The sequence below is a fragment of the Actinomadura meyerae genome, from assembly GCF_900188445.1.
Lineage (GTDB): Bacteria > Actinomycetota > Actinomycetes > Streptosporangiales > Streptosporangiaceae > Spirillospora > Spirillospora meyerae.
In genome coordinates, this window is sequence record NZ_FZOR01000001.1 from 39,216 (window position 1) to 54,617 (window position 15,402).

The 15,402-nt window shown below is 72.4% G+C and carries 11 protein-coding genes; 5 read left to right on the top strand and 6 right to left on the bottom strand.

Translation table 11 applies throughout. From position 1 onward, the window contains the following. Window positions 1-9: 9 nt before the first annotated feature. Entirely contained in the window at window positions 10-834 is an 825-nt protein-coding gene (dapF, locus tag CHF16_RS00165) for a diaminopimelate epimerase (RefSeq protein ID WP_089323796.1), read from the top strand. Window positions 835-1,132: 298 nt separating this feature from the next. Here dapF and CHF16_RS00170 read toward each other — a convergent pair whose 3' ends face one another. Beyond that, on the bottom strand, window positions 1,133-3,094 hold the full coding sequence (locus tag CHF16_RS00170) for a sensor histidine kinase (protein ID WP_089324254.1): 1,962 nt from the start codon (window positions 3,092-3,094) through the stop codon (window positions 1,133-1,135). Between the two features lie 355 nt (window positions 3,095-3,449). On the opposite strand from CHF16_RS00170, the gene CHF16_RS00175 reads away from it, so the two are divergent. The 4 genes from CHF16_RS00175 (at window position 3,450) to CHF16_RS00190 (ending at window position 8,627) form a co-directional block, all read left to right on the top strand. Further along, a complete protein-coding gene (locus tag CHF16_RS00175; protein WP_089323797.1) occupies window positions 3,450-4,421 on the top strand; it encodes an ABC transporter permease in 972 nt (323 codons plus the stop codon). Next, on the top strand, window positions 4,418-5,212 hold the full coding sequence (locus CHF16_RS00180) for an ABC transporter permease (RefSeq protein ID WP_089323798.1): 795 nt from the start codon (window positions 4,418-4,420) through the stop codon (window positions 5,210-5,212). The genes CHF16_RS00175 and CHF16_RS00180 overlap by 4 nt, the downstream gene beginning before the upstream one ends. Then, on the top strand, window positions 5,209-6,966 hold the full coding sequence (locus CHF16_RS00185) for a dipeptide ABC transporter ATP-binding protein (protein WP_218826488.1): 1,758 nt from the start codon (window positions 5,209-5,211) through the stop codon (window positions 6,964-6,966). Before CHF16_RS00180 ends, CHF16_RS00185 begins: the two co-directional genes overlap by 4 nt. Window positions 6,967-7,052: 86 nt before the next feature. Next, window positions 7,053-8,627 carry an ABC transporter family substrate-binding protein gene (locus CHF16_RS00190; RefSeq protein WP_179271322.1) on the top strand — a complete coding sequence of 525 codons (1,575 nt, stop codon included), beginning with the start codon at window positions 7,053-7,055 and terminating at the stop codon, window positions 8,625-8,627. 75 nt (window positions 8,628-8,702) lie between these two features. Here CHF16_RS00190 and CHF16_RS40005 read toward each other — a convergent pair whose 3' ends face one another. The 5 genes from CHF16_RS40005 to aceB all read right to left on the bottom strand — a co-directional run bounded on the left by CHF16_RS40005 (window position 8,703) and on the right by aceB (window position 15,193). Beyond that, entirely contained in the window at window positions 8,703-9,440 is a 738-nt protein-coding gene (locus tag CHF16_RS40005; RefSeq protein ID WP_089323800.1) for a hypothetical protein, read from the bottom strand. A 123-nt stretch (window positions 9,441-9,563) separates the two neighbouring features. Then, entirely contained in the window at window positions 9,564-10,850 is a 1,287-nt protein-coding gene (locus CHF16_RS00200; RefSeq protein WP_089323801.1) for a (Fe-S)-binding protein, read from the bottom strand. Then, window positions 10,850-12,046, bottom strand: coding sequence for an FAD-binding oxidoreductase (locus CHF16_RS00205; RefSeq protein WP_089323802.1), 1,197 nt, complete (start codon window positions 12,044-12,046; stop codon window positions 10,850-10,852). Before CHF16_RS00205 ends, CHF16_RS00200 begins: the two co-directional genes overlap by 1 nt. Then, window positions 12,046-13,485 carry an FAD-linked oxidase C-terminal domain-containing protein gene (locus tag CHF16_RS00210; RefSeq protein WP_179271349.1) on the bottom strand — a complete coding sequence of 480 codons (1,440 nt, stop codon included), beginning with the start codon at window positions 13,483-13,485 and terminating at the stop codon, window positions 12,046-12,048. Before CHF16_RS00210 ends, CHF16_RS00205 begins: the two co-directional genes overlap by 1 nt. 100 nt (window positions 13,486-13,585) lie before the next feature. Beyond that, window positions 13,586-15,193, bottom strand: a complete 1,608-nt coding sequence (gene aceB / locus CHF16_RS00215; protein ID WP_089323804.1) for a malate synthase A — start codon at window positions 15,191-15,193, stop codon at window positions 13,586-13,588. Window positions 15,194-15,402: the final 209 nt, after the last annotated feature.

The following is a 15,402-nucleotide window of genomic DNA, read 5'->3' on the forward strand; positions in this document are numbered from 1 at the left end:
GATCGGAGGATGCGGTTCGTCAAAGGCCACGGCACCGAGAACGACTTCGTCATCCTGCCCGACCCCGACGGGGCCCTCGACCTCACCCCGGAGGCCGTCGCGCGGCTGTGCGACCGGCGCGCCGGGATCGGCGCCGACGGCGTGCTGCGGGTCGTCCGGACGAAGGCGGCGGACCTCGGCGCGGACCTCGGCGCGGACCTCGGCTCCGGCGCCGAGTGGTTCATGGACTACCGCAACGCCGACGGCAGCGTCGCCGAGATGTGCGGCAACGGGATGCGGGTGTTCGCCCGCTACCTCGTCGACGCCGGCCTGGCCGCGCCCGGGGAATGGGACGTCGCGACCCGCGCAGGCCTGCGCCGGGTGAGCCTCGGCGCTTCCGGCGACGTGAGCGTGGACATGGGCCCGCCCGAACTCCTCGGCTACGGCGAGGCGTCCCTGGCGGGGACGGCGTTCCAGGGCCGGCGGGTCTCGGTGGGCAACCCGCACCTGGCGTGCCGCGTGGACGGGCCGGTCGACGCGCTGGACCTGTCGCACGCCCCCGGCTTCGACCCGGCCGTGTTCCCGGACGGGGTGAACGTCGAGTTCTTCCGGTCCGTCGGGGAGCGGCACGTGGAGATGCGCGTGTACGAGCGCGGCTCCGGTGAGACGCGCTCGTGCGGCACCGGCACGGTCGCGGTGGCCGCCGCGGCGGCCCAGGGGGCGCCGGGCACGTCCGAATGGACCGTGGACGTCCCCGGCGGCAGGGTGACCGTCACCCTCGACGGGCGGACCAGCCATCTGCGCGGCCCGGCGGTGCTCGTCGCCGAGGGCGAGACGCGCCCGGACTGGATCTAGCGGAACCCGGGCGGATTCCGGCGGAACGCCGCCTCACCAGGGATTGCGGTGGACAGGAGCGGTCCCGGCACGAACGGGACAGGTGTCCCTCTCCAACGGGACCCTCGGCCGCATAACTTCTCTCTTGCACACCCTCTGGTGAATGGCCCGTACGGACCGGGATGGGAGCCCCGGGGCCGTACGGAGCCTGAGGGCCGGTGGCGACCTTCTTGGCGGGGGGCGGTCACCGGCCCTCCCACCAGGGTGAGGCCGGAGAGACCCGGGGTGAGCGCGCCCCCGGGAGACCCCGGGGCCGGCGTCAGGAGTGGGCGCCGTTGACCGGCAGCCGGGCCCGGACGAGGGTGCCGCCGTTGGGGCCGGGGCCGACCGTGCAGGATCCGCCGAGTTCCGTCGCGCGCTCCCGCATCGACGACATGCCGACCCCGGAACGCGGCCGGTCGGGCAGCCCCACGCCGTCGTCGCCGATCGTGACGTGCAGGTCGCCGTTCAGGCACAGCATGACCTCGGCGGAGCCGGCGTTGGCGTGCCGGTGCACGTTGGTCAGCGCCTCCTGGACGATCCGGTACGCGGCGACCTCCGCCGCCGCGGGCAGGCCCTTCAGGTCGCCCTCCACGCGCACGTCGACCGTCGGGCCGTCCCCGGTGGCGACGACGCCGCCGAGCGCCTGGATCGCGCCCTCCAGCCCGAGGTCGTCCAGCGCGGGCGGGCGCAGCCCGTACACCAGGTCGCGGATGTCGCCGATGGTGCGCCCCATGGTGGCGCGCAGGTCCTCCAGGAGCGCGTCCACCGCCTCCGGGTCGGTCTTCAGCGTGATGCGGGCCGCGTCCACCGTCATGGCGAGGCTGGCGAGGGTGGGGCCGAGGCCGTCGTGCAGGTCGCGGCGGAGCCTGCGCCGCTCCTCCTCGCGGGTGCGCAGGATGTGCTCGCGGGAGCGCTGGACGTCGGCGGCGAGCCGGGCCGCGTTGGCCAGCTCGGCGAGGTTGCGGGCGAGGATGCCCGACAGCCGCGCGTCCGGGGTGCGGGTGACGCCGAACAGCAGCCGGCCGACCGGCTCCCCGTGCCACACGAGCGGGATGAGCTGCGGGCGGGGGCCGAGCACGCCGTCCTCGGCGGAGATCGTCCGGCCGTCGCGGTCGAGCACCTCGATCACCACGCCGGTCGCGTGCAGCGCGGACCGCGCCACCTCGGCGGCCGCGGCGAGCGCGGCCCCGGGGTCGGCGGCGGTCTGCAGCCGCCGGTTGAGGGTGTCGGCGATCCGGTACGGGTCGCGCTCGCCGTGGATGACGCGGTCCACCATCCGCTGCAGGCGCCGCCGGACGGGTTCGAACACCGCGCCCGCGACGATCGCCCCGGCGAGGCCGGCGAGGGTGCCGCGCCCGTGCGCGAGCAGGCTCGCCGCGCCGACCAGCGCGAAGTACACGCCGGTGATGACGACCACCAGCCCGGCGTACACCAGCGTCCTGCTGACCACGAGGTCGATGTCGTACAGGCGGTACCGGGTGATGGCGATCGCGATGCAGATCGGCACGGCCACGATGGTGATGTTGCGCAGGGGGTCCCCGATGGGGCTGTTCTCGCCGATGTAGATGACCCCTTCGGCGAGGACGCCGGGGTAGACGACCCAGGCGATCTGCCGCCGCACGTCCGGCGGCGACCGGACGAATCGGACGAGCACCGAGAACAGGCCCGCGGCCAGGGTGCCGAGGATGACGACGCTGATCGGCAGCGGGATCCCGCCGAACGGGTAGACCGACACGCCGTTGTGCCAGCGGCGCACCCCCGGGTCGACGGTCAGGTGGACGCAGACGACGGCGGGCACGAGGCAGGCGAGCGCGAGCACCGGCCGGTAGAGGCGCGACACGAGCCGCCCGTCCGGGAAGATCAGCGGCAGGACCAGCGTCAGGGCGTAGGTGTCGACCGCCCACAGCCAGGTCCCGAGCCACTCGAGGAACCCGGCGGCCGCCCAGTCGTGCGCGTCCGCCCACGGGGCGAGGTTCAGCGTCAGGACGTACACGGCGGCGCTGAAGCCGGCGCCGACCATGAGCCAGGCGACCTTCAGGCCCGGCCGGTGCCGCAGCAGGACGGCGCCGACGGGCGTCCAGGCGAGCGCGACGAGGATCTCGGGGTGCCACCAGACCATCCGGTCGTCCTGCGGCAGCCAGGCGCCGAGCGTCAGCGACGCGGTGACGAACGCGACGGCGGCGAGCGCGAGGAGGACGCCCAGGCGTCCCGCCGCGCGACCGTGCCGTGCCGTCTCCATCATTACTCCCCGCCCAAAAGTAATGGAATGTTAAAGCGTCCAGGTGGCGCAGACCCAGGCCGAGAGCCGCATCCGGCCGAATGATCTACCTACGGGAACCACCGGGGGAGGCCCAACCTACGACGAGGCGCCCTGAGCAGGGAAGATCTGTCCCGTTTTGAGGGGGTCTGGCGGGCGCGGACGGGGCCGTGATGGTTCGTCGCGTGTACCCGCACGGGTGGGCCGCGGTAAGGCGCGCGATCGCAAGCCGGGCGGAAAGCGCAGGTCAGGGAGGGGTTTCGCGGTCTATCTGCGCGTTCCGTGGTCGATGTGTAGCATTCCGTGCTCGTCGGGAGTGGCGCGAGGAGGGGAGCCGGTGGCTGGGTTCGTGGTGCGGCGGGTGCTGAGCCGCGCGGTGCTGGTCGTGCTCGCCGGGAGCCTCGCCTACCTGCTGGCCGCGTCCGTGCTCGACCCGCGGGCCGCGTTCGAGGGGCGGACGCCGCGTCCGCCCGAGGCCGTCGTCGATGCCCGGCTCGACTCGCTGAACCTGAACGACCGGACTCCGCTGGCCGACCGCTACCGGACCTGGGCGCTGGGCGTCCTGCACGGGGACTTCGGCAGGACGCAGGAGGGCGAGCCCGTCGACGCCGAGTTATGGCGGCGGCTGGGTGTCAGCCTCCGGCTGCTGGTTCCGGGCGGGGTCGTGGGAGGCGTCCTGGGGATCCTGGTCGGTGCGTATGCGGCGGCCAAGCGCGGTCGGGTCGCGGACAGAGTCGTCACTGGCGGAGCCTGTCTCCTGCTGGCCGTGCCCGTGTTCGTCCTTGCGGTGCTGCTACAGGCGGCTGCCGCGATGGTGAACGACGCACTGGGCGTGCGGGTGTTCGTGTGGGTGGGGGAGGGTGAGCCCCGCGATTTCGCTGACCAGGTACGGCATCTGCTGCTGCCGATGGCCGTGATCGCGCTGGCGCAGTGCGCGCTGTACAGCCGGTACCAGCGGGGGCTGATGCTGGACGTCCTGCGTGCCGACTTCGTACGGACGGCAAGGGCCAAGGGCCTCTCGCGGCGGGACGCCTTACTGCGGCATGGGCTGCGCACCGCGTTCGTGCCGATGACGACGTACTTCGCCTATGCGTCCGGGCTGCTCATCCTCGGCGGGGTCTTCACCGAGAAGGTGTTCGGGCGGCACGGCCTGGGCGAGTGGCTCGTCGACTCGATGGCGCGCGGCGACGTCAACGCGGTGGCGGCGATCGACTGCGTCGCCGCGTGCTCCGTGCTTCTGGCCGGGCTGGTGTCGGACGTCCTGAACGGTGTCCTCGATCCGCGCGTCCGGTCCGGGGCCGTGCCATGAGCCGGCGGGGTGTCGCCGGGCTCGCGCTGCTCGCGGTGGTGTTCGTCCTGGCGTTCGCGGGGCCGCTCGCGGCGCCGTGGCGCTGGGACGAGACCGACTTCGCGTCGTTCGGCCACGGGCCGTCGGCGCGGCACTGGCTCGGGACGACGCAGAGCGGGCGGGACGTCTTCGCGCTGATGCTGCGCGGCGCGCAGAAATCGCTGGTCATCGGGCTGCTGGCCGCCCTGCTCTCGACGGGCGTCGCCGCCGCCGTCGGTACCGCCGCCGGGTTCGCGGGCGGCGTGCTCGACCGCGTCCTGATGTGCGGCGCCGATCTCCTGCTGGTGCTGCCGTCCTTCCTCGTCGTCGCCGTTCTGGCGCCGGGCATGGGGTGGCCTCTGCTCGCGCCCGTGCTCGCCGCGTTCCTGTGGATGCTCACCGCCAAGGTGGTGCGGGCCATGACGCTGTCGGTGCGCGAGCGCGAGTACGTCCTCGCCGCCCGGTTCACCGGGGCGGGCGCCCCGCGCGTGCTCGTCCGGCACGTCCTGCCGCAGGTCGCGTCGCCGCTGGCCGTGGACGCGAGCCTCACCGCCGGGGCCGCGATCGTCGCCGAGGGCGGGCTCTCCTTCCTCGGCTTCGGCGTCCGTCCGCCGGACGTCTCGCTCGGCACGATGATCGCCGAGGGACGGGGCGCGGCGGCCACCTGGCCGTTCGTGTCGGCCACGGGGCTGCTCGTGCTGATCGTCCTCGCCGTGAACCTGGTCGGCGACGGGGTGCGCGACGTCCTCGATCCGCGGCGGGACGGGCGTTGACGGTGCTGCGCGTCACCGCCCTGACGGTCGGCCTTCCGGGTGGTGTGCGCGCCCTGCGCGACGTCGGCTTCGCGGTGGAGCCGGGGGAGGTTCTCGCGATCGTGGGCGAGTCGGGGGCGGGCAAGACGGCGCTCGCGCTCGCCGTCATGGGCCTTCTTCCGGACGGTGCCGAGGTCACGGGGTCCGTGCGGCTGCGCGATGCGGAGCTGATCGGGCGGCCGGACGCGGAGTTGTGCCGGGTGCGCGGCAAGGACCTGGCGATGGTGTTCCAGGAGGCCGCGCTCACGCCCGTCCGCACCGTCGGTGACCAGGTCGCCGAGGCGGTCCGGGCCCATTCCGAGGTCACGCGCGCGGCAGCGCGTGCGCGGGCGGCCGAACTGCTCGACCTGGTGGGGATCGCCGCCGGACGGGCGGGCGCGTACCCGCACGAGCTCTCCGGCGGGATGCGGCAGCGGGTGATGATCGCCATGGCGGTCGCGAACGGTCCTGGAGTGATCTTGGCGGACGAGCCCACGGCCGGGCTGGACGTGATCGTCCAAGCGCAGATCTTGGACGTCCTGCGGACGGCGAAGGACGCGACCGGGGCCGCGATCGCGCTGATCACGCACGACCTGCGGCTCGTCGAGGGCTTCGCCGACCGCGTGATCGTGATGCGTGAGGGGCGGATCGTCGAGACCGGGCCGGTGGAGCGGATCTACCGGGAACCGAGTGCGGCGTATACGGGTGACTTGCTGGCCGCCATCCCGCGTATCGAGGGCAAGGATGTGCCGCAGCCTCGGCCTGAGCGTCCCGTTGTGCTGCGTGTGGACGGTCTCGTCCGGCACTACCCCGTCTACAAGGGCACGCTGGTACGGCGGCGGGTCGGCAGTGTGCGCGCGGTCGACGGCATCGGCTTCGACGTCCGGGAGGGCGAGACCCTCGCGCTCGTGGGGGAGTCCGGGTGCGGCAAGACCACGACCCTGATGGAGATCCTGCGGCTGGCGCGCCCGCAGCAGGGCCGCGTGGTCGTCTTCGGCCAGGACACGGCGAGGCTGAGCGCGGCCCGGCGCAGGGCACTGCGGCGGGATGTCCAGGTCGTGTTCCAGGACCCGTCCGCGTCGCTCAACCCCCGGATGCGCATCGCCGACATCATCGCCGAGCCGTTGGTCACCCACGGATTCCCGTCATCGCGGATACAAAGCCGTGTGGGGGAGTTACTGGAACTCGTGGGTCTGAAGGCCGATCTAAGGCGGCGCTACCCCCACGCACTCTCGGGTGGGCAGAAGCAGCGCGTGAGCATCGCGCGGGCGCTGGCGCTGGAACCGCGCCTGCTGCTCTTGGACGAGCCCGTGTCGGCCCTGGACGCGTCCGTGCAGGCCGGGGTCATGGCGCTTCTGGAGAGCCTGCGTGCACGCCTCGGCCTCGCTTATCTGCTGGTCACTCATGACTTGGCCGTCGTCCACCGAATCGCCGACCGGATCGCCGTCATGTACATGGGGCGCATCGTCGAACTGGGGCCGACTCGGGACGTGTACGAGGAGCCGGCCCACCCCTATACGCGCGCCCTGCTACGACCCGACCTTCTGCAAGGAGACCTGCCAGACCCGATGTCGCCACCCATTGGATGCCGTTTCCGTTCCCGGTGCCCCCGGTACCTCACGCTCGCCGAACAGGACGCTCGCCTGTGCGAAGTGGAGGATCCGGAGCCTTCGGAGGATGCAGATCGGTCGGTCGCCTGTCACCGTCCCCTAATCGGAGCCGAGGTCGAGCAGTGAATCGGGTACTCGGCGCGATTCTCTTGGGCGCAGTGCTCTTGTCCGGGTGCGGTGACATCGGCGCACAGGACGACGCGTCAGGGCATTTGCCGGCCGCTGACGTCAACCCCGTCCCGCGCGAGCGGGTCATGAAGGGCGGCACGCTCCGCTGGCCGCTGCCGGAGTTTCCGTCCCAATGGAATTTCAACCACGTCAACGGCACCAAGGGCGCGGTGGAGCATGTCGTCCAAGGCGTCCTGCCGTATCTGATGCGTGCTGACGAGAAATCCGTCCCTCATCCCGTTCCGGAGTATCTGGAGTCGGCCACGCTGAAGCGCACCGAGCGGGCCCAGACCGTCACCTACCGGCTCAACCCCCGCGCCAGATGGTCTGACGGCCGCCCCATCGGATACGCGGACTTCGCCGCCCAGGCACGTGCGCTCTCGGGACAAGACCGGCGTTACGAGGTCTCCACCGTCAGCGGCTACCGCCTGATCAAGCGCGTCGAGCAAGGCCCTCGCGAGAACGTCGTGAAAGTGACGTTCGCCCAGCCGTACGCCGACTGGCGCAGCCTGTTCAGCCCGCTCTACCCGGCCGCCGCCTACGCCACCCCACGCGCGTTCAATACCGCCTGGATGAACGCGCTGCCCGTCACCTCAGGTCCTTTCAAAGTGCAGCGGGTCGACCGCACGGGCAAGACCGTCACCCTGGCCCGAGACCCGTCCTGGTGGGGTCCGCCGGCCAAACTCGACCGCATCGTCTACCGCGCCATGGACACCAGCGCGATGCCCGGCGCGTTCGCCAACCACGAGATCGACCTCATGGACATCGGGCTGGACGCGAGCGCGATGCGACGCGTCCAAGCCGCTCCCGGTACCCGCGTACGCCGGGCGGGCGGACCCGACTGGCGGCACTTCACGTTCAACGCCGCGTCACCCGTCCTGTCGGATGTGCGCGTACGGCGGGCGGTCATGATGGGCATCGACCGGGAGGTGATCGCCCGCTCCGACCTGGCCGGTCTCGGCGTACCGGTCCGGACGCTCGGCAACCACTTCTACGTCAACACCCAGAACGGATACCGGGACAACTCGGCCGTCCTCGGCGGATACGATCCCGCGCACGCCGCCCGGCTCCTGGACGAGGCGGGCTGGCGGCGGCACGGCAAGTACCGTGCCAAGGCCGGACGCACGCTCGCATTACGTTTCGTGGTGCCGTCCGGCGTCCCCATCAGCGCGCGTGAAGCGGAACTGGCGGGCGCGCTGCTCGAACGTATCGGTGTCCGGGTGGACATACGGCCCGTCCCCGCCGACGACGCCCTGGACACCCACGTGACACGGGGCGACTTCGACATCGTCGCGTTCTCCTGGCTGGGCACCTCGTTCCCGGTGTCGCCGATGAGGGCCGTGTTCGCCCGGCCGCACGCCGGCCGCGTCCAGCAGAACTACTCCCGCACCGGGACCGCCGCCATCGACGCCGCGATGGACCGGGCGATCGCGGAGACCGACCCTGCGAAGGTCCACGTCCTCGTGAACGAGACAGACCGGCTCATCTGGCGCCAGGCGACGGTGCTGCCGCTGTACCAGCGTCCGCAGCTCGTCGCGGTGCGCGCGGACCTGGCCAACATGGGGGCGTGCGGCTTCCTGGAGCCCGGCTACCAGGACATCGGGTTCACCCGCCGCTGAGAACGCGGCGCTGAGAACGCGGCGCTGTGAACCCGGCGCTGTGAACCCGGCGCTGAGAACAGGAGCGGCAGGCGGTCACGGGAAGGCGAGCTGGATGCCCTTGCGGTCGCTGGTGTAGCGCGCGTTCCACACGTAGAGCCGCAGGTCGTCGGCCGACACCCCGTCGTCGACCGGGAGGTCGGAGGCGATCCGCACGACGTAGGAGGCGCCGCCCGGCATCATCAACGTGCCGCTGTCGTCGACCGGCGGCTTCGACCCGTCCACACGGGCGGTGACCTCGCTGTGGTTCGGCAGCGTGCACATGTCGTCGGGGATGCCGGCCTGCGGCATGCAGCGCTCCTGCGCCGACTTCGGGACCTGCGCCTTCGGCATGAACAGGTCGGCGGGGTAGTCGAGCAGGACGGGCCGCCGCTGCGTGTTGGTCAGCACGTAGTCGGCGTAGGCGTACGTCGTCCCCGACGGCGGCGCCTCGGTGGCGCCCAGGGGCTGCGCGTCGGTCCCCGCGCGCACCGCGGCGAGGCTGTAGCCGTAGCCCTCGGGGGTCGTGAAGTCCACCGCCGGGCCCGCCTTCGGCGCGGGGACGGCCGAGCCCTGCCGCGCGCCGTCGCCCTGGCTCGCCAGCGTCGGCCGGGCGGTCTCCTCGGCGGCGTCGCCGCCGGGCCGCAGGAACACCATCCCCGCGGCGATCGCGGCGATGCCGACGGCGCCGGTGACGGCCCCGGCTAGGCCGAGCCGGCCGGCGGCGGTCTTCTTCCTGCGGCGGTGCGAGCGGTGCGGCTGGTAGCCGCTGGACGGCTGGTGGATGTTGGACATGGTGGTGCGTGCTCCCTCGGGCCTTCTCCAGGCTCAGTAAGCGCGTCCTGTCGAGCTGTCGGTGGCAACGGCGGCAGGTCACGATACCTGACGCCCGGAACGGCGGTGTCCCAGGCCGGCGGGTTACGAAGTGCGCGCGACGAGGGCGTCGCGGCCGAGCCCCCGCAGGGAGGCGTCCAGCACCTGCGCGGTGTGCGCGACCGCGATGCCGGCGCCGCGCCGGCGCAGCGCGGTGGCGATCTGCATCGAGCAGCCGGGGTTGGCGGCGACCAGTAGTTCGGCTCCGGTGGCGTCCACGTTCACCGCCTTGCGGTCGCCGAGTTCGCCGGCGGCCTCTGGCTGGAACAGGTTATAGGTTCCGGCGGAACCGCAGCAGATGTCCGGTTCGGCGATCTCCCGGAGCGTCAGCTCGGGGATCGCGGCGAGCAGCGCCCTCGGCTGGCTGCGCACGCCCTGAGCATGGGCGAGGTGGCAGGCGTCGTGGTAGGCGACGGTGACCGGAAGCGGCCGCCGCTCCGCGCGGGGCCCGAGTTCCGCGAGGTACTCGGCGAGGTCCCTGGTCCGGTCCGACAGCGCCTCGGCCCGCGCGGCCCACGCCGGCTCGTCGGCGAGCAGCGTCCGGTACTCCTTCATCGCCGACCCGCAGCCCGCCGAGTTCACCACGATGACGTCGACGGACTCGAACGTCTCGATGGTGCGGCGGGCGAAGGCGCGGGCCTCCTCGGCCCGGCCGGAGTGCAGCGACAGCGCCCCGCAGCAGCCCTGGCCGCGGGGGATGACGACGTCGCAGCCCTCCATGGCCAGGACCCGGGCCGTCGCGGCGTTGACGCCGGGGAAGAACTCGCTCTGCACGCAGCCGGTCAGCATCCCGACCGTGGCGCGGCGGTCGCCGCGCGCCGCGACCCGCTCCGGCAGCCGGGGCGCCTTCCCGAGCGGCGGCGCGAGCCGCTCCATCGCCGCGAGGGACGGCGACAGGCGCTCCAGGATGCCGGTGCGCCGGACGAGGCGCTCCAGCCCCGACTTCTGGTAGGCGCGCAGGGGGCCGCGCAAGGCGCGGAGCCTCCGCTTGTAGGGGAACAGCTGGAAGACCATCTCCCGGATGGCCCGCTCCTTGAGCGGACGCGGGTGCTCGTCCTCCACCTCGGTGCGGGTGATCTCGATGAGGCGGTCGTACTGGACGCCGGACGGGCAGGCCGTCACGCACGCCATGCAGCCGAGGCACCGGTCGAAATGCTCGGCCATCGGCTCGTTCAGCGGGGCGCCCTCAAGATGCTGCTGCATGAGGTGGATGCGGCCTCTGGGGGAGTCCATCTCCTCGCCCCACAGCACGTAGGTCGGGCATGTGGGGAGGCAGAAACCGCAGTGGACGCAGTCGCTCAGCAGATCGGGGAGATCGTCCTGGGCGCTCATCAGATACCTCCCACGAACCGGCCCGGACACAGCCTGTGGTCCGGGTCGAACTGGTCTTTGACGCGGCGCATCAGGGCGAGCGCCGGAATCGGCCCCCACAGGTCGATCCCGCCGCGCACCTCCTGCGGCGCGTAGCGGACGACGGCATGGCCGCGGTGCCGGGACAGGACGTCCCTCAGCCGCCCCAGGACGTCGGCCACCTCGTCCGGGGCCGTCTCAGGGGGCAGGCCGACGTGGCCGTTCCCGCTGCCGCTCCATGTGACGGCGGCGTCGGCGCCGAGCAGGGTGAGGACGTCGCGGAGCGACGGCGGCGGGGCGCTGATGTCGATGAGGGTGGTGCCGTCGGGGTAGCGTCCCCAGCCGTCCGGCGCGGTTTCGGAGATCTCGGCGTTCTCCCCTAGGAGCTGCTTCGTCTGCTCAGCGCGCGCGGCGACGCCCTCCGGGACGCCCTCCAGGAGCACCGAGACCGTCCCAGGGCCGATGTACTCGACCGCACTAGGCGCCACGGGGGAGTGCAGGACGCTCTGGACGGCGTCATGCGCGTCCTCCGGCCCGTTCGCGGCGCACGTCACGTACGCGGACGCGGCCGGGATCGGATGCAGCCGGAAGGTGGCCTCCACGATCAGGCCCAGGGTGCCGTAAGAGCCGGAGAAGAGCCGGCCCAGGTCGTATCCGGCGACGTTCTTGACGACCTTGCCGCCCGACCGCGCGACCTGGCCGTCCGCCCGGACGACCGTGAGCCCGATGACCAGGTTCCGGGGCGTCCCGTACAGCGTGCGGAGCGGGCCCGCGGCGCCGCTGGCGACCGTCCCGCCGACCGTGGAGCCGGGCAGGGGGACGTCCAGCGCGAGCCGCTGTCCGTGCTCGGCGAGGCTCTCGTTGAGCCGCTCCATGGGGAGCCCCGCCTCGGCCTTGGCGACGAGGTCGCCCGCCGTGTGCTCGACGAGCCGGTCCAGCCGGTGGGTGTCGACCAGCAGGTCGCAGCGTTCCGGCGGCGCCCCCCAGTCGAGCCGGGTCTCGGCGCCGCGCGGGACGACCGCGAGCCCCTGCTCGGCGGCGACCCGCATGACGTCGGCGGCCTCGGCAAGGTTCTCCGGCGCGGCGACGAGCGCGGGCTCGACGCCGAGCACCCCCTCGGCGGGCTCGCCGGGGCGCACGTCGGCGCAGACCTTCGCCAGGGCGTCCAGGGGCCGCATCAGAAGATCTCCGCCTTTCCCTCGAACGGGTGCGGGCCCTTGCGCTTGCCGGGCACCTCACCGCAGAGCCGGGGCGTCGGGAAGACCTTGCCCGGGTTGCACAGCCCCGCCGGGTCGAACCCGCAGCGGACCATCTGCATCGTGTCCAGGTCGGCGTCGGTGAACATGCGAGGCATGTAGCGGGCCTTGTCGACGCCGACGCCGTGCTCGCCGGTGATGGAGCCGCCGTGCCGGATGCACAGGTCGAGGATCGCCCCCGACACCTCCTCGGCGCGCTCCTCGGCGCCCGGTTCGGCGTCGTCGAACAGCACCAGCGGATGCAGGTTGCCGTCGCCCGCGTGGAACACGTTCGCGACCCGCACGCCCGACTTCGCCGACAGCTCGTCGATGCTCGCGAGGACGTCCGGCAGCACCGTCCGCGGGATCACCCCGTCCTGGACGAGGTAGGCCGGGCTGATCCGGCCGACCGCGGCGAACGCGGACTTGCGGCCCTTCCAGATCAGCGCCCGCTCCGCGTCGTCGGCGGCGATCCGGATCTCGAACGCGCCCGCGTCCCGGCACAGCCGCTCCACCTCGGCGAACTGGGCCGCGACCTCGGCGTCCGGGCCGTCCAGCTCCACGATCAGCACCGACCCGGCGCCCGCCGGGTACTCGCAGCGCACCGCCGCCTCCGCCGCCTCGATGGCGAGCGCGTCCATCATCTCGATCGCCGCCGGCAGCACGCCCGCGCCGATGATCGCCGACACCGCGGCGCCGCCCGCCTCGATCGAGTCGAACGCCGCCAGCAGCGTCTGCACGGTCTCCGGTACCCGGGTCAGCCGCACCGTGATCTTGGTGGTGATGCCGAGGGTTCCCTCCGCCCCGACGAACACCCCGAGCAGGTCGTAGCCGGGCGCGTCCGCCGCCAGCTCCACCAGCTCGCCGTCCGGCGTGACGACCTCGCACGCCAGCACGTGGTGCGCGGTGAACCCGTACTTCAGGCAGTGCGCGCCGCCGGAGTTCTCCGCCACGTTCCCGCCGACCGAGCAGATCTGCTGGCTGGACGGGTCGGGCGCGAAGTAGTACCCGTACGGGCGGACGGCCCGCGTGACGTCCAGGTTGATCACGCCGGGCTCCACCACGGCCCGCTGCCCGGGGATGTCGATCTCCAGGATGCGGCGCATCCGGGACGTCACGATCAGCACGCCGTCGGTGCGGGGCAGCGCCCCGCCGGACAGCCCCGTGCCGGATCCGCGCGCCACGTACGGCACGCCCGCCGCCGCGCACTCCCGCACGATCGCCGCGATCTGCTCGGCCGTGTCCGGCAGCACGACGATCCCGGGCGTCGCCCGGTGGTTGGTGAGGCCGTCGCACTCGTAGGTGCGCAGCCGCACCGGGTCGTCGATCACCCGTTCCGCGCCGAGCAGCGCCTCCAGCCTGGACCCGAGCGCCGTGAGCATGGACTCCACCCTCACCACCATCCTCCGCCCCCGACACCGTCGCAAGATCCGGAGCCGGACGGCCCGCGGCCGCCCGGCTCGCCCCGTCCGCCGCCCGCGGTTACGGGAAGCGCTGGTAGGCCGGCGTGGTCAGGAACTCGGAGTACTCGTCCGCCAGCGTGACCTCCTTGAAGAGGGCGACCGCCTGCTCGTAGCGGGGCTCGTTGTACGCCTGGCCCAGCTCCGCGCGGATCTTGCCGAGCTCCTCGTCCAGGAGCTGCTCCACCCACTCCTTGGTGATCTTCCTGCCCTCGGCGGTGGAGACGCCGTTGTAGATCCACTGCCACACCTGGGAGCGGGAGATCTCGGCGGTGGCCGCGTCCTCCATCAGGTTGTGGATGGCGACGGCGCCGGCGCCGTCCAGCCAGGTGGCGAGGTAGCGCAGCGCGACATCGATGTTGTTGCGCAGGCCCGCCTCGGTGATCTCGCCGGGGGTGTCCTTGACGTTGAGCAGGTCCGCGGCGGTGACGGAGACGTCCTCGCGGAGCCGGTCCAGCTGGTTCGGCCGGTCGCCGAGGACGCCGTCGAACACCTCGCGGCAGACGGGGACGAGGTCGGGGTGGGCCACCCAGGAGCCGTCGAAGCCGTCGCCGGACTCGCGGGTCTTGTCGGCGCGGACCTTCTCCAGCGCGACCTTGTTGACCTCCTCGTCCCGGCGGGACGGGATGAACGCCGCCATGCCGCCGATCGCGTGCGCGCCGCGCTTGTGGCACGTCCGGACGAGCAGCTCGGTGTAGGCGCGCATGAACGGCGCGGTCATCGTGATCGCGTTGCGCTCGGGCAGCACGAACTCCGCGCCCCGGTCCCGGAACTTCTTGATCACCGAGAACAGGTAGTCCCAGCGGCCGGCGTTCAGGCCCGCGGAGTGGTCGCGCAGCTCGTAGAGGATCTCCTCCATCTCGAACGCGGCCGGGATCGTCTCGATCAGGACCGTCGCGCGGATCGTGCCGCGCGGGACGCCCAGGTGGTCCTGGGCGAGGTTGAAGGCGTCGTTCCAGAGCCGCGCCTCGAGGTGGCTCTCCATCTTGGGCAGGTAGTAGTACGGCCCCTTGCCCTTGGCGAGCTGCCGCCGCGCCGAGTGGAAGAAGTAGAGGCCGAAGTCGAACAGCGACCCGGACATGGGCTCGCCGTCGACGAGGAGGTGCTTCTCCTCCATGTGCCACCCGCGCGGCCGGACGACGATGGTCGCGAGCTCCTCGTCGGCCTTGAGCGCGTAGCTCTTGCCGGACTTGGGGTCGGTGAAGTCGATGGTGCGGTCGAGGGCGTCCCGCAGGTTGAGCTGGCCCTCGATCATGTTGTTCCACAGCGGCGTGTTGGCGTCCTCGAAGTCGGCCAGCCACACCTTCGCGCCGGAGTTCAGCGCGTTGATCGTCATCTTCCGGTCGGTGGGGCCGGTGATCTCGACGCGGCGGTCCACCAGGCCCGGCGCGGGCTCGGCGACCCGCCAGGAGTCGTCGTCGCGGACACTCGCGGTCTCGGGCAGGAAGTCGAGGGTCCCGCCGGCGGACAGCCTGCGCTGCCGCTCCGCGCGGGCCTCGAGCAGCTCCTTGCGGCGGGTGCCGAGGGCGCGCTGCAGGACGGCGAGGAGGCCGAGCGCCTCGGGGGTCAGGATCTCCTCGTAGCGGTCGCCGAGAGGCCCGGCGACCTCGACGCCTTCCAGTTCGGCCATCTGCCTCGCCTTTCGTCTAGCGAAATTCGACTTCTGTTATGTGGAGAACCGTACTCGGCGGTGCGAGGTGCGGTCAAAGCGGGTACGCCTTGCGAGACCTCCCCGCGCGCGCTTGCGTCAATCCAGCGGGAAACAGGGGATAAGCAGGTGACCTACCGGGACGGTGCGTGAGACCATCGCCGGGAAGATACGGCCGCGAAGCGGCGTTC